Genomic DNA, 22936 nt, shown 5'->3' with positions numbered 1-22936 from the left:
ATAAAATATTATTACATGAACAAGATTCAAAAAAGGACAAAAATTGTTGCCACACTCGGTCCAGCTTCTTCGGATAAAGCGATATTAACTAACATGATTGCCAAGGGTGTTGACGTTTGTCGCCTAAACTTTTCTCACGGAAGTCAAGATGACCATTTAAAAGTTATACAAACTATAAACGAAATAAATCAAGAGCACCCATTCAATGTAGGAATTTTAGCTGACTTACAAGGTCCTAAAATCCGTATTGGAAAAATGAAAGAAGGAGGTGCTATTTTAGTTAATGGTGCTGAAGTTGAAATTACTACTCAGGAGCAAATAGGTGACGAAAAAAGAATATACATTACTTATGAAAACTTCCCGAATGATGTAAACGAAAACGAGATCATTTTATTAGATGATGGAAAACTACAACTAAAAGTTCTTAGTACCAATCATAAAGATACAGTAAAATGTCAAGTAGTACACGGTGGAGTCCTTACCTCACGCAAGGGTGTTAATTTACCTAATACAAAGGTATCCATTCCATCATTAACTGAAGAAGACTTAGACAATCTAAACTTTGCACTTGACCATGGGGCGGACTGGATCGCCATGTCATTTGTTAGATCGGCAGAAGATATTGTACAGTGTAAAGAAATTATAAAAGCTAAAGGTAGCCACGCTTTAGTAATAGCAAAAATTGAAAAACCAGAAGCTATTGACAATATAGATGCGATCATCGAAGCTACGGACGCAATCATGGTAGCTCGTGGAGACTTGGGAGTAGAAATGCCGATGGAAGAAGTTCCTGGTTTACAAAAAATGATCGTACAGAAATGTCGTGATTTATCAAAACCAGTCATTATTGCTACACAAATGCTAGAAAGCATGATTACTACGCCACGCCCAACAAGAGCCGAAGTAAACGATGTTGCGAACTCAGTATTAGATGGAGCAGATGCAGTTATGCTTAGTGGCGAAACATCTGTAGGTGACTTTCCTGAAATTGTTATAGAAACAATGGCAAAAGTAATTACCCATGTTGAAGAAACATCTTACCCTTACTACAGTAACAAGTCAGGTCAAGTAGAAAAGAAAACAAGAATACCGGATGCAATTTGCGGTTCATCGATATTCTTAGCTCAAAACACCGAAGCTGCCGCTATTGCTGTTATGACATCCTCAGGGTACACGGCTTTTGAAATATCTAGCTATAGACCTAACGCCGACATTTATGTATTTACAGGCAACAAAAGCTTACTAAACTTATTAAGCTTGGTGTGGGGAGTAAAAGCATTTATGTATGAAAAATTTGAGAGTACAGATGGCACGATACAAGATGTTAATAGATTACTAACGGAGAACAACCTTTTATCGCCAGGTCAAATTGTCATCAATACTTCTTCCACTCCTTTACATGAAAAAGGAAGAACGAACACTATTCGTGTTTCAGAAGTAAAGTAAAGTATTATTTTTAATAATCATCCACAATGGTCGTATTCTTTAGAAGAGATACGACCATTGCTTTTTTTTACACACCCCACCTCTATTATACCGCACTTCTTAAACGACTTCTATCGTTCTTTTACAAAAAAATTAAAAGGAAAACAATGTATTAAAACCATTACAAATGACTATTTAACACTTATTTACCTTTATTCTCTATTTCTTTATCAGACGAATTAACTGACAATGAAAAAAACACTTCTATTACTCTTACTTCTTACGATAACTTACACTTTATCTGCACAGAAAGCAATTCAAGGAATAGTCGTGGAAAATTCCGAAAAAAAGCCGTTGCAAAACACATCAATTATACTTTTAGACACAGATTCTATTCTACGCCATTATACCCGAACTAATGAAAAGGGAGAATTCACTCTACAGAACGTTCACCTAAATAATTATATATTACTAGCAAGCTATCCCAAATTCCTAACATACAGCAAACAACTCCTCTTAGATCAAGCGAACATCAATCTTGACTCGATTAAACTACAATCAGAGGCACACCTGATCGACGAAATTATTGTAACAAGAAGAATTCCAATACAAATTAAAGGTGATACCTTAGAATATGATGCTGCCAGTTTTGAAACAGAACAAAATGCTAAGCTAGAAGACCTTTTACGACGCCTCCCTGGGCTGACTGTATCTGCGTCGGGCGAAGTGACAGCTCAAGGCAAAACAGTTTCCAAAGTTTTAATTGATGGGGAGGAGTTTTTTGGCTACGATTCTAAAATAGCCATACGGAATATACGTGCAGATGCTATTGACAAAGTTCAAGTATATGATCGAAAATCAGATGAATCAGAGCTAACAGGTATCGATGACGGAGTGCGACTTAAAACTGTAAACGTAGTACTAAAAGAAGAAGCTAGAAAAGGGTTTTTTGGCAATGCTAACGCGAATATTGGCTCGAAAAAGCTGTTTGATTTCAACATGTTTTCGGCCTTATTTAATAAAAGTCAACGTATGGGAATTACTGGAAATTGGAACAATATGGGCTCTACAGGAGAAGCTAGTCATATTCGCTCCAATAGTCAGATAACAGGAAAACCTGAACATAAAAACATAGGCACAAACTATGAAAACAACTTTCTAAACAAAAAGCTACATTTAACAGCAAGCTACAATTTAAACAATAACAGCACAGAGAATGAATCTGAACGGTATAATAAAAAAGTCCTCACGGACAATAAATCTCAAGAAACAAGCTCTAAAGCTAATGCCATTAAAAACACGACACTACATACTTTTCGAACAGAGACAAGATATAAAATAGACTCGCTAAGCAACTTAACTATTCGCTTCAACACAGATTTTGGGAAAAACCAATCAAGTTCCTCATCTCTTAATAGGACGACACGCGAAGACGCCACATTAGCCAATGATTTCCAAAGCTCCAATATATCTCATAGCGACAACAATAATTTTAGTTTGAATACAAACTATAGAAGACGATTAAATACAAAAGGAAGAAGTATCAACATAAATATTAACACACAACGCAGCGACCAAACATCCATCAACCGTGTGGATGAAACTACAAACTTATATAATGATTTAGGTAAACTAGACTCATCAAAAACAATCAATCAACTCCGAGAAAATACATCCATAAACAATCAATTCGGCTCTTCCATAAATATTAACGAACGCCTAGGTAAGCAAATAAACCTTACATTAGGTTATCATTTTAACACCTCTTCACGAAGAGGGACTGTTGATGCCTATAATCAATCCGACAATTTAAACTTCAATGTCATTGACACCCTATATTCTAAAAACGAATTAGACAATACCACTAATAACAGCTTAGACCTGACTCTGCGCTATCACACCCAAAAGTTTAATTTTAGCGTTTCTAATCGTATTCGTCATAGACAACAAAATCTAAAGGATACGTATAGAGATATACATTTAGCAAGAAATTTCTGGCAAAACAACTTAAATGCTGATGCTTTTTATACTATAAGCAATAGTAAAAGTATAAACCTCCGATACCGAAACAACACAAATGTGCCCAATTTCAATCAACTGCAACGCATACAGCCTCCTACAAATGATCTTTACCATCAGATAGGAAACCCTAATCTTAAAAGAGAAAATATAAATGCAGTAGATCTGAATTTTAATAGATTCACTTTATTAAAAGGTTCTTCTCTCAACATCAACATGTCTGCTTCACTTACAGACAATGCTATAATCAATAAAACCAGTACCGATGATAAAGGAAAAACTACTGCTACCTTTGTAAACTTAAACGACCATACAAATTGGAATACACAAATAAACACAAATTACGGTTATCCTATTTTTAATGGATTAGTGCAATTCGGTCCTTCTGCGTCTCTTAGTTTTGATAATAATTATCAATACGTCAATGCCGAACTGAACAAAAATAACACAGGCAGAGTCAACATCGGCCTACATGCAAACAAACAAAATTCCAAACTAATTGACTTCAACTTCAGAGTCAATATGATTTTAAATGTCGAGGAAAACTCTGTACAAACACAATACAATGCCACAAGCATAGGCTCTTCATTAATGACCGATATTAAATATTTTCTTCCTTTAAAGTTCAATTTAACACAAGTTATTTATTATGGCTATACGGGCAAAACCAAAGCTTTCCCAAAACCGATAAATCAGTTTTACATGAACTTAGAATTATCAAAGAAGTTACTTAAAAATGAATCTTTACTATTAAGTATAAAGGGTTTTGATGTATTTAATTCATTCAATAATATAAATAGATCCGCAAATGGAAACAACTTTTCTCAAACCCAACAACAACTTTTAACACAATATTTCATGGTAGGCTTAAAATGGGATTTCAATAAAAATTTAGGTAAAAAAAATGAATAATCTAATATTAGTGTGCTCAATATCATTTATGCTTATGTCTTGTATAGTCTCCGCACAACATGCTTATTTTCCAAATAAAGGAAAAATAGTTTTTGAGCGAGAAGTGTATGTTAAGGCCCGAATGCGTGATATGCAGCAGAACATATCTCGCACAAATACAGAAATGTCATTTAGATTTGGAGCTAACATAGAACAAATGCCCGAAAAAACATCCACTTACTTTATAATGGAATTTGATGACGATGAGACATTAATGCGGCAAGATGATTCAAATACAGATTTAACTAACGCCACAAGACAACCCTCAAATAGTAGAATGAATCAGGGGAACCGCAATAATGGTAGAAACTCAAGATCTATTAACCGCTCAACGATACAGCGAAAGAGTTCTGAAAAAATATATTATCAGAACTTCAGTACTAATGAAACTGAAATAGCTTTAGAATTAGATGATAAATATGTATTAAAAGACAGTCTTCAGCATGTGACATGGCGCTTCACAGATGAGTATAGAGAAATAGCAGGCTATACCTGTCGCCGAGTTAATGGAGCAACTGCAGACTCTCTATATCTGATTGCTTTCTACACCGAGCAAATACCACTCTCTGGAGGTCCAGCTCTAGCAAACGGTCTCCCTGGTATGATTCTTGGTCTTGTAGTACCTGAGATGCACATTAACTACTGGGCTACAGAGGTAAGTTTCACTGTAGACAATGTCACGAAACAATGGAGAGAGAAAAAAAGCAAACAGATGTCTATTCAAGATTTTTTTAAATCACTTGAAAACAACCGTATATATGGAGGGGGAAGATCATCAAGCCCTTCACAAATACGGCGTAATTTATTAGAAAGCTTAATCTATTAAATATCATTTTCACTACGTCATGCCCTTTAGCATTCAAGTACCCACCTTAAAACTTAATCATTTCCAAGATGAGTTTCAGAATGATTATCGATTAATAAACCACCAAATTGACGGTAGGAATACAATCTTAAAACCTCATAAACACGAGTTTTATTTATTTTTTCTTATAGAAAATGGTGCGGGAATCCACACTATTGATCATAAAAAATTCGAAGTAAAAAACAGTCAATTACATATCTTACTCCCCGATCAATCCCACAAATGGGAACTGGCTCCTGAAACTACTGGTTATCAGTTTATGATAAATCAAGAAATACTCCATTCTCTAGCCGACCTAACGCATTTAAACCTTATTAGATCACAACAGCTTCAGGTTATTAATCTACAAGCACAGTATTTTAATGCTTTATTACAGGAATTTAAAGCTTTAGAAGATGAACTGCTCTCCAAAAAAGACAATAACTGGCGTATCATTTATACCAGAAGTCAACTGATAACCCTGCTCATAGATCAAGAAATAAAACGTTATTACCAAGTAGAAGTTGCAGAAAAAATCCCCAATCTACTTGTAAACTACCAATCATTGATCAATAAAAATTTCATAACACAGAAGCAGGTAAGCTATTATGCCCAGCGTCTTCACATCACACCCAATTATTTAAATATTTTATGTAAAAAACACTTTAATTCCACAGCTCTCTCTCTTATACAAAACCGAATAATACAAGAAGCAAAAACAATGTTATTGTATAGCAACCTATCTGTTAAAGAAATAGCTTATACTTTAGGATTCAAGGACGTCTCTTATTTCTCCAACTTTTTCAGAGGACAGATCGGAACCTCTCCTCGCTCCTTCAAAGAATAAAATCAGCAAAATTTTCTAGACGATTAATTGGTAGCTATGATCTATTAATTCAAAAATCCTAGCATCAGATAATTGACGGTTACAATAAACTGTATTCCAATGTCTTTTATTCATGTGATATCCCTCAAAGACTGTTTCTATATAATCTGCTCGCAAGTCTATTGCGTACTCGGGATCACACTTTAAAGTACAACTTAATGTCTCATATTGATCAAGTGGTAATAGCATAAAAATCTTACCACGACACTTAAAAACTAATGTTTGCGGACCAAAAGGGGTGCTTTCCTCTACGTCCATCTTCTGCAAACAATACAACCTAATCTGCTCTATATCCATTCACTATTTAAGCTAGCTCCTTAAGTAGTTCTTTTTGTAACTCTTCTCCTTTATCTTCATTATACCATTTCTGAGTTGCTTCTTTTATTACCTCCAAACTTACATTCTGCTCTTTCATACTGACAAAAATATCTTGCAATTTTTGCGGACGTGGCCCCCACACTACTCGATCATGACCTACATCATTTCTAATAATTAGCTTAGGAATGGATTTAGATCCATTTGTCAAATAGTCTTCAATCAAAAAAGGTTCTGTATCCCTTAATTGTATTTCGAAATCGATATTAGGATTATCTTTAATCATCTGGTATATTTGCGGGACAGAATGCGCCGCATCCCCACACCATGGTTCAGTAATTACAATCCAATGCTGCTGCTCAGTTATGGCTGCTATGAAGCGCTTCATCTCCTCATTAGGCTCAAATCGTCTCATCCACCGATTCATTCTCGACCAATTTAACTTCGTATAGTGGAGATATTCATCATCAGCATACAATTTAGAACCGGGGGGAGAATTTACAATCTGTGCAAAATAGTCCAAATATTCTTGAAAAGTCATATTTACTTTAAATGTTACAACTACGAATCTACTAATTTATTTTGGCTTAATAAACAGCTGTAGATGAAGTAAAGCCGACACTATCTACAGCTAAAAAATGACAGTTTGTCAGAATAACTGCTTTTTATTTTATATAAACATGCATTTCTAGGCTTGGCACAACACTTGATAAAGATGAGTAACGAATAAAATAAGTAAATAATAAAATACTAGATATGTCAAAAATTATAGGAATCGACTTAGGTACTACGAATTCATGTGTTGCAGTAATGGAAGGTAACGAGCCCGTAGTCATCGCAAACAACGAAGGGAAACGCACAACTCCTTCTATTGTTGCTTTTGTTGAAGGTGGAGAGCGTAAGGTCGGTGATCCCGCAAAGCGTCAAGCTATCACCAACCCACATAAAACAGTTTACTCAATTAAACGCTTTATGGGTTTATCTTATGACGAATCTGTTAAAGAAGCACAACAAGTACCTTATAAAATTGTAAAAGGCGACAACAATACACCTCGTGTTGAGATTGACGACCGGAAATATACAGCACAAGAGATTTCAGCAATGACTCTTCAAAAAATGAAGAAAACTGCTGAGGATTTTTTAGGTCAGGAAGTAACTGAAGCTGTTATTACTGTACCAGCTTACTTTAATGACGCACAACGTCAAGCTACAAAAGAAGCAGGCGAAATCGCAGGATTAACTGTAAAGCGTATTATTAACGAGCCTACAGCTGCTGCCCTTGCTTACGGACTGGACAAAGCACACAAAGACATGAAAATCGTTGTGTTCGACTGTGGAGGTGGTACACATGACGTTTCTGTCCTGGAATTAGGTGATGGTGTTTTTGAAGTAAAAGCGACAGACGGTGATACCCATTTAGGTGGAGACGATTTCGACAATGCCATTATCAATTGGTTAGCAGAAGAGTTTGCAAATGAGAACAATGGTTTTGAGCTTAAAAAAGATGCTATGGCTCTTCAACGCTTAAAAGAAGCGGCTGAAAAAGCTAAAATTGAACTATCAAGCACCAGCTCTACTGAGATTAACCTACCTTACATTACAGCTGACGCTACTGGCCCGAAACACTTAGTACGCACATTGAGCCGTGCAAAATTTGAAAGCTTAGTTGCTGACTTAGTAAAACGCACCATCGACCCTTGTCGTACAGCATTAAAAAATGCAGGTTTCAGCACATCTGATATTGATGAAGTTATCTTAGTAGGAGGTTCGACCCGTATTCCTGCGATTGTTGATGCTGTTAAAGAGTTTTTCGGTAAAGAACCTTCAAAAGGAGTAAACCCAGATGAGGTCGTAGCATTAGGTGCAGCTATACAAGGTGGTGTTTTAACAGGTGAAGTTAAAGATGTATTATTATTAGATGTTACACCTCTTTCATTAGGTATTGAAACCATGGGAGGCGTAATGACAAAACTAATTGAAGCTAACACAACCATTCCAACGAAAAAATCAGAGGTATTCTCAACGGCTTCAGACAATCAACCATCTGTAGAAATACATGTGTTACAAGGAGAACGCCCAATGGCTGCTCAAAACCGTACATTAGGACGTTTCCAACTTACTGATATACCTCCTGCTCCACGTGGAATCCCTCAGGTTGAAGTGACTTTTGATATTGATGCCAACGGTATCATCAAAGTATCAGCTAAAGATAAAGCCACCGGAAAAGAACAAAATATTCGTATCGAAGCATCTTCAGGTTTATCAGATGAAGAAATCCAAAAAATGAAACAAGAAGCCGAAGCTAACGCCGAAGCTGACCAAAAAATTAAAGAAGAAGCGGATAAAGTAAACGCAGCCGATGCGTTAATTTTCTCAACAGAAAAACAACTAAAAGAGTATGGTGATAAAATTTCTGCTGACAAAAAAGCTCCAATTGAAGCTGGTCTAGAGAAATTAAAAGCAGCTCACTTAGCTAAAAACTTTACTGACATAGATAGCGCCTCAGAAGAACTTCAAAATGCGTGGAATGCAGCTTCAGAAGAAATGTATGCAGCTTCCCAGCAAGGTTCTGAAGCACAAGGACAACCAAATACGGGTCAATCTCAAGATGGCAATCAAGGAGGAGACGACGTACAAGATGTAGAGTTCGAAGAAGTAAAATAAACATTTAAATCTTTGCTAAAGTCTCCCTCGAATAATTCGAGGGAGACTTTTTTTTTATTGTAAATAAAAAAAGCCACTTTTTAAAAAAGTGGCTTTTTATTGATCATTTTATTTACAATTCTTAAAACAATTTTTCGGGGTATGCTCCTTCCTCAATCAATTTAGAAATTGATTCTTGTACAATTTCTTTATCTTCTTTATAAGTGACGCCAAACCACTTAGAAGACGTCGGAATAACTAAAAAATCCGCCATTCCCTGTTTAACCATATAATCCGGTACTGAAGGAATAAAAAATTCGGACTTAGGGTTGTCAGCATTCTCTTCTACAAAAGAAGCGAACATACTTTCTGCAACCTCAAACACCTTAGGTGTAAAACCCCAAAAATTCATAGACACACGTGCATCAGGGCTAAGATCATATTGCTTTTCATTCTCCTCAAAAACAATTTTTTTGTCGCCATCAGTTGTTGGGGTATAGTATATATTCGTACGCTCTGTTACTGAAGACATATAGCCTTTCTCATCCACTTCACAGACACCTCTTGAAACATAACCATGATCTGACATCGTATTACCTACCTGAAAACCCATTAAGGCCATATTCGTATCACTCACCTCTGATCTTAAAAACTCTGCCATTTTATCAAACGAATCTGCTCCATAAAAATCATCAGCATTAATAACACAAAAAGGGCCATCTATTTGATTTTTCGCACTCATAACAGCATGCGCTGTCCCCCATGGTTTCGAACGTTCAATTTCTTTATCTATTCCAAACTTCTTCAAGTCATAGCTCTGAAAAGCATAGTCTACCTCAATCTTACCCTCAAGTTTAGCATCAAAAACTTCACGCATCTTATCAACAAATTCCTCACGGATAATAAAAACAACTTTACCAAAACCAGCACGAATAGCATCGTAAATAGAGTAGTCAATAATAGTTTCCCCATGTGGTCCAAAAGAGTCTATTTGTTTTAACGATCCGTATCGACTAGCCATTCCAGCCGCAAGAATTAACAATGTTGGTTTATTCATTATATTTTTATTATTCTATTTATATAAATTTTTAAAGGTCTGCAAAGATAAAAATATTATTTTACTTCTTCCTAAATATACTATCTAAGATGCCGTTAGCTAATTTTCCTAATAGCTTAGCTCCTTCTCGTGCTAAAGTTCTCGAAGCTTGATTTGTTGCAGCTTCCATAGGAGTCTGCCTTGTACTCCGTCTAACATTTTTATTAACAGCAGTAGCCTCTTTTCGTATTTCTTCCTTTTCTCTTTCTAAATTAAATTGAGTCATTTTCTCATCTACAATCTCTGCTGCACTACGTCTTTCTACACGTTGCTGATACTTTGCATAAAACTCAGACCCACTAACAATACTACTATAGGTCTGAGGTGAAGCTGGTCCCATTACAGCTCGCGCTGGCACCAAATGTGTAGCAACAACCTCTGTCGGGATCCCTTTATCGTTTAGTACTGTTACTAAAGCTTGTCCTGTTCCTAAAGAAGTTAATACTTTATCTATCTCATAAAAATCTGAGCTAGGGTAAGTTTTTACTGTCTTGCGTAGGTTATCCGCATCATTGGGAGTAAAAGCTCTCAAAGCATGTTGTATACGATTACCCAACTGTCCTAATACAGAGGGAGGGATGTCCGTCGCAGCTTGTGTACAAAAGAAAACACCCACCCCTTTTGAACGGATTAGTCTCACAATCTGCTCGATCTGGCTCAAAAAAGCTTTCGAAGCACCATTAAAAAGAAGATGAGCTTCATCAAAAAAGAAAACCAATTTTGGTTTATCTAAATCACCAACTTCTGGCAATTTTTTAAACAACTGCGCCAATAAGCTCAATAAAAAAGTAGAAAATAACAAAGGTTGATCCTGTATATCTGAGATATTCAATAATGTAATAACACCTTTACCATCTACCTTATTAAACAAATCATTGATATCAAACTCTTTTTCCCCAAAAATATGTCCTACTCCCTGTTGTTCAACTGCCACAATTTTCCGAAGAATAGTGCCCGAAGTAGCCGTACTTATTTTTCCATATTCTTCTTTTATCTCTGCTGCCCCTGGCCCTTCTGACAAATAAGAAAGTAGCTTTTTTAAATCATTCAAATCTACAATTGGCCATTTTTGATCATCTGCATACTTAAAAATAGCTGCAAGCACACCTGTCTGAGTTTCATTAAGATCTAAAATCCGCGATAATAAAACCGGACCAAAATCTTCTACTGTCAAGCGCATGGGCGCCCCCAGTTTACCGCTTAAAGAAAACACTTCTATAGGAAAATTTGACGGTTCAAACGGTATGCCAACAAGTCTTCCTCGCTCCAGCAAAGCTTCATTTGTAGTGCCAGGCTCAGCAAGTCCTGAAACATCACCTTTCACATCTAACATGAAAACAGGAACTCCCGCATCAGATAACTGTTCGGCAATCAACTGTAAGGTCCGTGTTTTACCTGTACCTGTCGCTCCGGCAATAAGTCCATGTCGGTTCATCATCTTTAGTGCCAAATTCACCTCAGCATCCGTTACAACCTGTCCTTCAAGAATACCTGCTCCTAAATGAATAAAAGCTCCTTTAGGCTTATAAGAATTCTTAATTTTCTCTATAAAATCTTCTTTATTAGAAATCATAATTAACTAATTAAATGATCTTCAAAACATGCAAGTTTACTCTAATTTAAAAAACAAGCAAGCATTCAACAAATAAAGATATCAAAACTTAAACATAGCACAACATTAACCCATAATCATTCTAACAAAAAACAAGCATCTTTATTATATTACCCAAAATCTCTTATTATTTTTCCTCCACATTGGAGTTAAGCTAAAAGCCTATAGAAAGCTAATGAGGGTCAGAAGAACCACATTCAAAAAAAATATTGGTAGACAATTATTATTCCTGTAACTTGCCAAGATTTTTATCCGCTAATACCGAAAAGAAATAAAAGATGCATAACAAAGAGCTCAAACTAGGTCTAGAAAAAATATTAGAGGGAAACAACTGCTGGATGGACCTCGTAAAAAACGACAAAACCGGTCGTTTTCAACAACTTGCTAAGGGGCAAAACCCAGAAATACTGTGGATAGGTTGTGCCGATAGTCGAGTTCCTGCTAACGAATTAACAGGTACTAAACCCGGTGAAGTATTCGTTCATCGTAATATAGCAAACATCTGTGTACATTCTGATATGAGTATGCTCTCTGTACTCGATTATGCAGTAAACGTGCTTAAAGTAAAACATATTATTGTAGCTGGTCATTATGGTTGTGGTGGAGTTACTGCTGCTTTAAGCCGACAACAATATGGCATTATTGATAACTGGCTTTGTCATATCAAAGACGTCTATCGCTTACATGCCAAAGAAATAGATGCAATCGAAAGTATGGAAGCTAAAACTGACAAACTCGTCGAACTCAATGTCCGTGAGCAGGTTTTCAATTTATGCACCACATCAATAGTACAAAATGCATGGAAAATCGATCAACCACTTGCTATTCACGGCATGGTTATTAATATTAGTACAGGTCAATTAATAGACTTGAACAATACCTTTATAAGCAATGAATCCTTAGGGAAAGTATTTGCTTTCAAATAAAATATTAAGCCTGCCGCTCATGCTAGACAGGCTTAATATTGAAAACTTCCATCATGAGTGATATTTACGCTATAAGGACTAGCATATTTATCCAAAATTACTGAAAATTGATACCGCGTTACCCCAGCATCTCCATCAAAAGCCCCCTCAAACCCAAGCTTATCAGACCAGTCTTTCTCTACCTGACGACGAACTTCATTCCCCTTTAAACCTACAAATTGTACAAAATCAATAAAATTATCCCACGTAAAACGGTCATCCTCCCGGCTCACACGCCAGAGCTGTGCACGGCTATAGATTTCCTCTAAAACGACTCTAGTCTCTGCATAGCTCACATCATCATCACGCTGCAGATTAAAAGACAAGTTTATCTTTTCTCTATCCAGCACCGTTGCTAACCCCACTTTCTGAATAGCTACAAAATGAATATCCTCTACAGGTACATCTTGATAAGGTAGTATTCGCATACCGAAGGTTAACAATTCATTTTGCAACTTTCTCACTTCAATCTTATCCGCTGTTGTTTTAAAAAAGGCTAAGTAAGCGGCTGTTGCCCCTATTGCCTGCCCCGTAGCTGCCAAAAACGGAATATTCTGCCCATTCCCCTGAAAAAGCTCAGCATTTCCAATCATATCAATAAACCCTTCCTTTTCCCCAACTAATAAGTCTGATAACTGTAAAGCTTTCAATTCTCCATCCAATTCTCCCGAACATATTAAAGTACGCAATTGCTTACTTGTAAAATCATTAAGCCTTCTAATCTTTCTCTCATTGCTAACATCTTCATGACTCCAAACCAACTTTCTTAAATCCTGTGTCCTTGACAAATCAGCAACAACTCGAACATTTAACCGTTTTTTATTGCCTAAACCGACCGACCAGTATTTTTTATTATGCTTCAACGATTTTAACTGTGTATCATAAATAACGGTCAGGTTTTTTTGTTCCTTTATCATCCTTAACACAGCGTTTATCAAAGAATCTGATCGCAAATTCGCTTTTACCACTCTTGCTAGAGAGTCCGATCGACTACCTGACCCAGACATTTCCATTAACAAATCCATCCATACTCCTCCATCACTAAAAAAAGTATTATCAATAGAATTCGTTCCTAATAAAAAATCGTCTGCAATTGTACTACTACTAACAACCCATAATGTAGGAACATCCGATTTAGCACTCTGCATAGCTGCAGCAAAGGCGGCGACATTTTCACCATAAATTAAAACACTAGGTTTTTTCACTTTTTGTGCACTTACAACTAACACACTCAACAGCCCAACATAAAATAACAACCCTTTCTTCATATGTTTTTATATAGTATCATAATCACGTAAACTCTTTTGTATCGCCAATTTACAGAACAAATCAGCTTTAAAAATACAGAAATTAAACCGAAGTATTAATTTTATACGACAACACGATATATCGACTATAAATATTTAACTTTGTACTATGTTAAATGAAGAAAAACCACTAAATTTTATCGAAGAAATTATCGAAGAAGATCTTCGTAAAGGGACTCATGATGGTCGTGTATTGACTAGATTCCCTCCTGAACCAAATGGTTATCTACATATCGGCCATGCCAAATCAATCTGTCTTAATTTCGGCTTAGGGATAAAATATAACGGCAAAACAAACTTGCGTTTTGACGATACCAACCCAGTAACCGAAGAGACCGAATATGTAGAAAGCATAAAAAGGGATATACAGTGGTTAGGGTTCCAATGGGAAGAAGAACTCTATACATCTGACTATTTTGAAACGCTTTATGAATATGCTGTTAACCTTATAAAAAAAGGACTAGCTTATGTAGACAGCAGTACTTCTGAAGAAATTGCTGCCGCCAAAGGCACGCCTACAGAACCAGGTAAACCAACTCCTGACCGCAGCCGTAGCATAGAAGAAAATCTAAGCCTATTTCAAGCGATGCGAGAAGGTAAATATAAAGATGGTGAAAAGGTATTACGGGCTAAAATCGATTTAGCAAGCCCTAATATGCATTTGCGCGATCCTATCATATATCGTATAAAACATGCACATCACCATCGTACAGGAAATGATTGGTGTATCTATCCTATGTATGATTTTGCACATGGGCAATCTGATTCTATCGAAAAGATAACACATTCAATCTGTACAGTAGAATTTATACCTCATCGTCCATTATACGATTGGCTAATCGAAGAGTTAGAGATATTCCCTTCAAGACAATATGAATTTGCACGTTTAAACTTAACGTATACCGTTATGAGTAAACGTAGACTTTTACAATTAGTAAATGAAGGTCATGTTGAAAGTTGGGATGACCCTCGTATGCCTACCATATCCGGTTTAAGGAGACGTGGCTACACGCCTGCGTCTATACGCGATTTTTGCGAACGCATTGGTGTACAGAAACGAGAAAACATGATTGATGTAGGTCTTTTAGAATTCTGTATACGGGAAGACCTCAACAAGACAGCTCTTAGACGCATGGCTGTACTTGACCCTATCAAATTAATAATTACCAACTACCCTGAGGGACAAGTTGAAGAGTTAATCGGAGAAAACAATCCAGAAGCTGAAAATGGAGGAGGCTCTCGTATCATACCTTTCAGTAAAGAACTGTGGATCGAACGTGATGATTTTATGGAGGAGCCTCCTAAAAAATTCTTCCGCTTAGGCCCTGGCTTATCTGCCCGTTTAAAACATGGCTATATTGTACAATGCCACGACTATGTTAAAGACGAACAAGGAAAAGTAACAGAAGTTCACTGTACATATGTGCCTACTTCAAAATCAGGAGAAGATACTTCCGGTTTAAAAGTAAAAGGAACCATACATTGGGTTTCTGTGCCTCATGCAAAGGAAGCGGAAGTCCGCCTGTACGATCGTCTTTTTAACGACGAAGACCCTATGGCAGCAGAAGACTTTAAATCCTCCATTAATCCAAATAGCTTAACAGCAATAGAAAAGGCATATATAGAGCCTGATTTAGTACATGCTGAAGCCGGCACAGGATATCAATTTATTCGCTTGGGCTATTTTACCTTAGACACCTCATCAAATAGTGATAAACTCGTATTCAACCGTACAGTAACACTAAAAGACTCTTGGGCGAAAGAAATAAAAAAAGGTTAATATAAAAAGAGTTTTATCATTTTGGAACAAGTTTCAAAATGATAAAACTCTTTCTTCTATAAAAATAGTTGCCCAAACTACTCTAAACTCATCACCTCTTTCCCTGCTCGGACAAAATATCCATTACTTCCCTTGACAAGCTGTTTTTAATAACACGTGAAACAACTACTATAAACGCTTAAAGCTCATATATTAACCTGATTAAAGTCATATTTCTGTTACAAATAGCTGCGTACATTTGACTATCAAACAAATGTTAATATTATGAAAAATATATTTTTATCAATCGCAGCACTTCTTGTATTAGGCACAACAACTGTTAGTGCTCAAGGCTTCAAAGGTAAATGGTTTATTTTAGGAGAAGCCAGCTATGGGACAAAATCTGATGGCGACATAAAAAACTACAGTATTCTACCTGTGGTTGGTACATTCGTAGCCCCTACAACAGCTGTAGGTTTAGGAATAGGTTATTTAGGTTCCAAAAATGAAACTGATGCAACACTAACACTTAAAGAAGGAACTTTTATTGTGCAACCTTTAGCTCGTAAATACTGGGCGGTTACAGACAATTTTTTAATCTTTGGTCAAGCTGCAGTTCCATTAGCATTCGGAAAAAACACAACAGAACCAACAAATGGCACTAAAACAGAAACAAAATATACTGGTTATGGTTTTGAGATTTCGCCAGGTATTGACTATTTCTTAAGTAAAAACTTTTCTATTGAAGCAAGTTTTGGTATAGCGAGTTGGTCTTCAGTAAAACCAAAAGGAGGCGATGCTTCAAATGACTTTAACTTTGGTCTAAACTCAGGCTTTCTAAACGGAATGAAGTTCGGGTTAAAGTATGTTTTTTAAAAACTCCAAACCATCATATCTTTATATTAAGAACCCTGCGCTTAAACGCAGGGTTTCTTATTTTAAGCCAATTGTTCAACAATTTTTTTCGTTGGCCCCGGATTACTCATCGTATAAAAGTGTAAAACAGGCGCTCCAAAATCAATTAATTCTTTACACTGCTGCACGAGCCATTCCTGCCCCACAGCTCGAACATCTGCATTGTTTTTACAACTATCTACCGCATCGCTCAACTCTTCCGGAATATCTAAGTGAAATACTCGAGGCAAGGTAATCAACTGTTTCTTGGATGTCAGTGGTTTTAGCCCTGGAATAATTGGCACGTGAATACCGTTATCTCTACACTTCACTACAAACTCTTTGTATTTATCTACATTAAAAAACATCTGTGTAACAATAAATTCGGCTCCCATCTCCACCTTTTTTTTCAACCATTTAAAATCTGTGTTAAAATTGGGCGATTCAAAATGCTTCTCCGGATAGCCAGCCACCCCTACACAGAAATCTGTTTTTTCCGAGCTTTCCACATCTTCGTGCAGATATTTCCCATTATTCATATCCACAACCTGCTGCAATAAATCTGTCGCATAAGCATGTCCACCAGGTGTAGGTATAAAGTTAGGTTCACCACGTTGCGCATCGCCGCGTAATGCCAATACATTATCGATACCTAAAAAATTTAAGTCAATCAATGCATTTTCAGTTTCCTCTTTTGTAAAACCTCCACAAATTAAATGTGGCACAGCATCTACTTTATACTTATTAATAATAGCTGCACAAATAGCTACAGTTCCAGGTCGTTTACGGTACGAAACTCTTTCAAGCAATCCATTACCATGCTCTTTATACAAATAGTCCTCACGATGGTAGGTAACGTCGATAAAAGGAGGCTTAAACTCCATAAGTTCATCCATCGTTTGAAAAATACTTTGTATACCTTGCCCCTTTGCCGGCGGCAATAATTCAAAAGAAAATAAGGTTTTCCCTTTTGCATTTTTAATGTGCTCTGTAATCTTCATTTTTAAATATTTTGCTCATTATTTTTTCATGCAACAGCTCAAGTTTCCATATTAAAATTTAAGAAACTTTAGATATCACATACTTAAAAAACACTATAGCTTAGGAGAAAACGCACAATAGGGCACCTATGTTTGTTCAGCTTATCTTTCCCCAATATTTTTTGGAGTAGAATGTAGCACCTTGACAAGTGTCAGGTTGCTAAGGCTTCATCGGGTCTATTCCCTCTGCCTTTCTCTATAAGCAAACGCTAATATCGTTAATACAATTAACAATAAAAAGAAAAAATAAAAATATCTATCTTTCTTGTAGACTAATCTTTGTAAATATCAACCAACCCTTCTGGTAAATTAACTACAATAATTTCTTCATCACGATCAATACCAACTATAAAATCCTCACTTAAGGGAAATAAAAGGTCTTTCTCTCCATAATTCACAGTTGCAATAAATTGTTGCGGCAATTCCTGTACATGAATTATATCTCCGAGCTCTCCTTCAAGTTCATCTATCACTAAAAAGCCTATCAAATCAGTATAGCGAAAGTCCTCCGGATCTCTTTCTGGTAATTTATCATTTGATAAATACACCTTTTTACGCAATAAAGGCTGTGCTTTATCAATATGATCTACATCATCTAAGTTAAGGTATGCCGTACTATTTTTTTGAACTTTTATTGACCCTACAAAAAAAGGAACTAGTTTTTTATCAATCTCTATAAAAAGCACATCAAAATCCAGATCTAAATAATCTTCAAACTCAAAAAAGAGCTGCAACTCCCCCTTTAAACCTCTAGTTTTTGTAATATAACCTATATAAAAAGATTCTTCAAAAGTCATGATAAACGAATTAAGTCGTAAAGATAAAAAAACAGAGACATTTACGCACTGTTCCTAAAACATAAAAAAGCCGAACTCTTTTTCAGGTTCGGCTTTCTTTGAATTTCTTCAGGATAAGTATTATCCTTCTGTTTCTTCAGAAGCTGGAGCTTCAGCGTCTGCTTCTGGAGTTTCTTCCTCAGCAGGAGCTTCTTCAGCTGGAGGCGTATTTTTTGCTGCAATAGCTGCTGCTTTTTCCGCCTTTTTGATAGCTTCAGCAGCTAAAGCTGCTTTTTTAGCTTCTTCTTTAGACTGTGCTAAACCTGTTTTGGCAGCTTCTGTTTTGTTAGCTTTTCCTTCTAACCATGTAGCAAAAAGCTCTTCAGCTTTAGCCTCATCGAAAGCACCTTTTTTAACACCACCTTGTAAGTGTTTTTTGTAAAGAACACCTTCTGTAGAAAGAATAGTACGTGCAGTATCAGTAGGCTGTGCCCCTTTGTTTAACCAATCAACAGCTTTATCTACGTTTAAAACGATAGTTGCTGGGTTAGTATTCGGGTTGTAAGAACCTAAACGCTCGATAAATTTACCGTCACGTGGTGCACGTGAATCTGCTACTACTACGTGGTAAAAAGGTTTTCCTTTTTTACCGTGTCTTTGCAATCTGATTTTAGTTGCCATTTTCTTTAATTATTTATGTATTCAACATATCCCCCGTACAACGAGTAAGAGGGGACGCAAAGATAGTAATAAAAATAGAAATAAAAACAAATAAAGTCCTCATTCCCTAAGCCTTCTTGTCTTTTCCCATTTTACTTTCTACCTTCACCATATGATAATGTTCATCTCCCATAAACGTCTAACAATTCACATAATAAAAAGACATGAATACTGTTATAAAAATATTTTACGTCATTCCATATGATGGTTAAAATTCAAACCGTACTTTCGAGCTTAAACAGTGAATACAACGTTTTCATTCGCTCGACCAACAAATAACACACGAATAATTGTTTATATATGAATCCTGTTGCGCCTCTAAAAATCTTGAAAGCCTCTGCCGGTTCAGGCAAAACTTTCAGCCTCACCCTACACTATATCAACCTTCTCCTAATCGACGAGAATAACTATCGGGAAATACTGGCTGTCACGTTTACCAACAAAGCTACTGCCGAGATGAAAGAACGTATATTAAGTGTGCTTCAGGGGTTAGCAACAGGCGACAAACAACCTAAAATAGATAGTTTTCGTAAACTATTATTAGAACAACACTATTATTGGAAAACCGACGATTTGCTCGAAAAGGCAAAACGCGTATACCGTCGCATACTACACGATTATGGGCGTTTTACAATAAGCACGATCGACGGTTTTTCACAAAAGGTTATTCGCAGCTTTACATACGAACTAAACCTGGATGCTGCATATAAAGTAGAAATGAATACCGCGAAAGTTAAGCAAGATCTCAGTATTATGCTTAACCAGATGCTTGACGAGCGTCCCGACCTACTTGAATGGATCATCGCTTTTGCCGAACAGAAAATAGCGAATAATGAAAACTGGAACTACAGGAAACAATTACTCAATTTAGCAGGACTTATTTTTACTGAAAACTTTCAAGAGTTTAATGCAGCTATTTCTGCTACGGATGATAAAAAGATATTCCACCTTCTACATAGCGAAGTACAAGAACAAACAAAGACTTTTTTAGACAGCCTTAGTTTAGCTATTCAAACTTACATAGATTGTATAAAATCCTTTCAACTCGGTAATGAAGATTTAAAAGGAAAATCCCGAAACAAACTTCTCGTTGCCAGCCGTATCAGTCCCAACATTCAAAAGGAAAGCCCATCAAGTTTACAAAAGATTTTCGAACGTTTTACAGATTTACAGACACATGAAGACAGCTATATCGATTCAGATAAAAACCAGCGAGATGATATACGCTACGCAGTTGCACCTATCTTACAACAAATAGCAGAGCTCCAACAATATTTCTCCGCCTATATTGCCTATCAGGCTGTACAAAACAACTTATACTACCTCCGGTTGTTGAAAGAAATGAGCGATTTACTAAGCCTATGGCGTAAAGAGAATGGAGCGCAACTCATATCCGACTCCCAAATCCTGCTTAACAAACTTGGCTTGGATCACAACAACGACCCCACCTTTATTTGGGAGAAAATTGGCAACAGGTATAACTATTTTCTATTCGACGAGTTTCAAGACACATCTCGCATACAATGGAAGAACTACAGCCCACTTTTAATAAATGCATTAGGCAATGCTCAGCAAAAAACTCATGAACATCTAATTGTTGGCGATGTCAAACAAAGTATTTATCGCTGGCGCAATGGCGATTGGCGTATACTCCTTCAACAGGTAGAAGAACAAATAGCCACAGCCTTCCATTTACAGCCACAACAACGGCAACAGTTTATAGAAAACGGCACGTTAGAAACAAACTATAGAAGTTTGCCAAATATTATATCCTTTAACAACTATCTTTTCAAAGAAATTCCCCATATATTACAAAGAGTACTTAACGAAAAAGTACGGGAAAGTTTAGATGGAGATGCATGGGATTGGTGGAACACCTCAGGCAACGACCGCATGCTCCTTAAAGCTTATGAAAAAAGCGAACAGCAAATACCCGAACATAAACAATTCAGCGAATCGTTTTCCGGATCTATAGAAATAGACTATTTTCCTGTAACGGACGGTCGCTTTCGAAGCAACAAGGTACAAGCAGAGTCCTTAGCCGCACTTTGCCATAAAGTTGCTGAATGGTTAAACTCAGGTCGATATAAAGCAGGACAAATCGGTATTCTAGTGCGCAGCAATGCGCAAGCAAAAATGGTTATCGAACAACTCATGCTTTATAAAAACGAAACTGGCTTGAACTTCAATGTTATATCGGGCGATGCACTTTCTTTAGCCGCTAACGAGGCAATACAACTCCTTGTAGAAACTCTTAAAGCATTTGTTTACCAATCAGATCAACATATTATCTACAGGGCCAAAATGGCCTATTTATACCAGCTCATTAATCAAGGAGAAAGCTTTCCTCCAAACGAGTGGTTAAATTTCAAGAGCAACCGAATAAATGATCTAAGCGCCCTCTTACCTGCCGACCTACTCATGCAGTGGTCAGAGCTTCAACGCTCTCCCCTTATTCATTTAATCGAACAACTCATTGAGATTTATGGTTTACAACAAAAGAATAATATACATCTTCCATATATACTGGCTTTTAAGGATATGGTAAGCAATTTCTCAACGCAGGGCGATCGTGGGCTCAACCAATTTATACAATATTGGGAGGAAGATGGGCATAAAGCTTCTTTGCCTGCCAGTACACATATTGACGCCATTGAGGTAACAACCATACATAAATCAAAGGGTCTGGCATACGATGTAGTTATGATACCTTTTTGCTCATGGACCTTGGATAGTATGTTAAATGGCGATTTTTGGATCGACACGACAGACAGTCCTTTTGCCCAGCTTGGCAAAATACCTATTAAATATAATAGCACTGTTGGTCAATCTATCTTTTACAAGCAATATTTTGAAGAAATGCTTTTCAATTACATGGACTCCCTCAACACTTTCTATGTTGCTACAACACGTGCCATCCAGCACCTCTATATAACAGCACCAGGCTTTACTGAACAGGTAGATAAAAAAACAGGCGCAATCACAGGTTATGCCATCAAAAACGACTACATCAGTGACATACTTTATCAAGTGCTCGACAAAGAAGACACTCCATTTGCCTTAACAGCTAACAGCCTGAAAATAGATCCTACGTCAAATCAGGCACAAACCTTCGATAAAAACTTATCAGAAGCTTCTAATGAAACAATAATTACCTTAGAGCAATACCCTTTATCCAACGAACTCAAAAACGCTTTCGACAGCACAGCCAAAAGAAGCATAAATAACATCATGCAACTAGAGAAAGCGGCCCAATACGGTCTTCTTGCTCATGAAATAATATCCGAAGTCAGTAGAGAAGATGAAATATTAACATCAATAGATAGTTATATAGAACAAGGCATATTAGGCAAAGAAGAACGCTCATTACTATTAGAGGAAATTATGCGCATTTGGCGGCACCCCCAAATAAACAAATGGCTGTCCGGCAGTTACAAAATATGGAATGAAGCAAGCATCATATTGGCAGATGGACAAACCATTAGACCGGACAAAGTATTCACTGCCGCAGAAGAGACTATTGTGTTAGACTTTAAGTTTACAAAAGGCGATTATGCCGACCACAAATGGCAAGTAGACAGCTACAAAAAAGCCTTACAAAACCTAGGCTACCAACAAGTAAAAGGCTATTTGTATTATGCTAAGTTTAACGAGTTAGTCGAAGTAAAATAATCGGGAGATAAA

17 protein-coding genes and 1 riboswitch are annotated in these 22936 nt (G+C 36.7%); of the genes, 9 read left to right on the top strand and 8 right to left on the bottom strand.

Translation table 11 applies throughout. The annotated features are described in order from the left end of the window. Positions 1-15: 15 nt before the first annotated feature. From pyk to ORI89_RS15525, 4 genes are all read left to right on the top strand, one after another. Positions 16-1446, top strand: coding sequence for a pyruvate kinase (gene pyk / locus ORI89_RS15540; RefSeq protein WP_268231428.1), 1431 nt, complete (start codon positions 16-18; stop codon positions 1444-1446). Between the two features lie 228 nt (positions 1447-1674). Beyond that, on the top strand, positions 1675-4356 hold the full coding sequence (locus tag ORI89_RS15535; protein ID WP_268231427.1) for an outer membrane beta-barrel protein: 2682 nt from the start codon (positions 1675-1677) through the stop codon (positions 4354-4356). Next, entirely contained in the window at positions 4349-5221 is an 873-nt protein-coding gene (locus tag ORI89_RS15530) for a GLPGLI family protein (RefSeq protein WP_268231426.1), read from the top strand. Before ORI89_RS15535 ends, ORI89_RS15530 begins: the two co-directional genes overlap by 8 nt. Positions 5222-5240: 19 nt before the next feature. Beyond that, positions 5241-6086 carry a helix-turn-helix transcriptional regulator gene (locus ORI89_RS15525; protein ID WP_268231425.1) on the top strand — a complete coding sequence of 282 codons (846 nt, stop codon included), beginning with the start codon at positions 5241-5243 and terminating at the stop codon, positions 6084-6086. A gap of 15 nt (positions 6087-6101) precedes the next feature. Here the strand turns inward: ORI89_RS15525 and ORI89_RS15520 are convergent, their stop codons facing one another. Together ORI89_RS15520 and ORI89_RS15515 are read right to left on the bottom strand one after the other, a co-directional pair. Then, a complete protein-coding gene (locus ORI89_RS15520; protein ID WP_268231424.1) occupies positions 6102-6422 on the bottom strand; it encodes an MmcQ/YjbR family DNA-binding protein in 321 nt (106 codons plus the stop codon). A 7-nt stretch (positions 6423-6429) separates the two neighbouring features. After that, positions 6430-6981, bottom strand: coding sequence for a thioredoxin family protein (locus ORI89_RS15515; RefSeq protein ID WP_268231423.1), 552 nt, complete (start codon positions 6979-6981; stop codon positions 6430-6432). Positions 6982-7196: 215 nt separating this feature from the next. Between ORI89_RS15515 and dnaK the strand changes: the two genes are divergently transcribed. After that, a complete protein-coding gene (gene dnaK, locus ORI89_RS15510) occupies positions 7197-9104 on the top strand; it encodes a molecular chaperone DnaK (protein WP_268231422.1) in 1908 nt (635 codons plus the stop codon). A 121-nt stretch (positions 9105-9225) separates the two neighbouring features. Here dnaK and ORI89_RS15505 read toward each other — a convergent pair whose 3' ends face one another. Together ORI89_RS15505 and ORI89_RS15500 are read right to left on the bottom strand one after the other, a co-directional pair. Next, a complete protein-coding gene (locus tag ORI89_RS15505; RefSeq protein ID WP_268231421.1) occupies positions 9226-10140 on the bottom strand; it encodes a nucleotidyltransferase family protein in 915 nt (304 codons plus the stop codon). Between the two features lie 61 nt (positions 10141-10201). Next, entirely contained in the window at positions 10202-11752 is a 1551-nt protein-coding gene (locus ORI89_RS15500; protein WP_268231420.1) for a helicase HerA-like domain-containing protein, read from the bottom strand. 317 nt (positions 11753-12069) lie between these two features. Here ORI89_RS15500 and ORI89_RS15495 point away from each other — a divergent pair, with 317 nt between their 5' ends. After that, positions 12070-12717, top strand: a complete 648-nt coding sequence (locus tag ORI89_RS15495; RefSeq protein ID WP_268231419.1) for a carbonic anhydrase — start codon at positions 12070-12072, stop codon at positions 12715-12717. Positions 12718-12749: 32 nt separating this feature from the next. Here ORI89_RS15495 and ORI89_RS15490 read toward each other — a convergent pair whose 3' ends face one another. Continuing rightward, positions 12750-14024, bottom strand: a complete 1275-nt coding sequence (locus tag ORI89_RS15490; RefSeq protein ID WP_268231418.1) for a hypothetical protein — start codon at positions 14022-14024, stop codon at positions 12750-12752. Positions 14025-14172: 148 nt separating this feature from the next. On the opposite strand from ORI89_RS15490, the gene ORI89_RS15485 reads away from it, so the two are divergent. Beyond that, positions 14173-15843: a glutamine--tRNA ligase/YqeY domain fusion protein gene (locus ORI89_RS15485; RefSeq protein ID WP_268231417.1), complete on the top strand. Its 1671-nt coding sequence runs from the start codon at positions 14173-14175 to the stop codon at positions 15841-15843. 264 nt (positions 15844-16107) lie between these two features. Beyond that, positions 16108-16698 (top strand): outer membrane beta-barrel protein, encoded by a 591-nt coding sequence (locus ORI89_RS15480; RefSeq protein WP_268231416.1) that lies wholly within the window; start codon positions 16108-16110, stop codon positions 16696-16698. Between the two features lie 62 nt (positions 16699-16760). Here the strand turns inward: ORI89_RS15480 and metF are convergent, their stop codons facing one another. The 3 genes from metF to ORI89_RS15465 form a co-directional block, all read right to left on the bottom strand. Continuing rightward, positions 16761-17717 carry a methylenetetrahydrofolate reductase [NAD(P)H] gene (gene metF, locus ORI89_RS15475; protein ID WP_268231415.1) on the bottom strand — a complete coding sequence of 319 codons (957 nt, stop codon included), beginning with the start codon at positions 17715-17717 and terminating at the stop codon, positions 16761-16763. Positions 17718-17855: 138 nt separating this feature from the next. Continuing rightward, positions 17856-17961: riboswitch (SAM riboswitch) on the bottom strand. Positions 17962-18028: 67 nt separating this feature from the next. Next, positions 18029-18553 (bottom strand): ribosome maturation factor RimM, encoded by a 525-nt coding sequence (gene rimM / locus ORI89_RS15470; RefSeq protein ID WP_268231414.1) that lies wholly within the window; start codon positions 18551-18553, stop codon positions 18029-18031. Positions 18554-18673: 120 nt separating this feature from the next. After that, complete coding sequence (locus tag ORI89_RS15465; protein ID WP_268231413.1) at positions 18674-19213, bottom strand: 30S ribosomal protein S16; 540 nt, start codon at positions 19211-19213, stop codon at positions 18674-18676. 339 nt (positions 19214-19552) lie between these two features. Between ORI89_RS15465 and ORI89_RS15460 the strand changes: the two genes are divergently transcribed. Next, complete coding sequence (locus tag ORI89_RS15460) at positions 19553-22924, top strand: UvrD-helicase domain-containing protein (RefSeq protein WP_268231412.1); 3372 nt, start codon at positions 19553-19555, stop codon at positions 22922-22924. Positions 22925-22936: the final 12 nt, after the last annotated feature.

The organism is Sphingobacterium sp. UT-1RO-CII-1, from assembly GCF_026711005.1.
Taxonomy (GTDB): Bacteria; Bacteroidota; Bacteroidia; order Sphingobacteriales; family Sphingobacteriaceae; genus Sphingobacterium.
The sequence above is the reverse complement of the archived record's forward strand: the minus strand, read 5'-3'. Positions and strand labels throughout refer to the sequence as shown.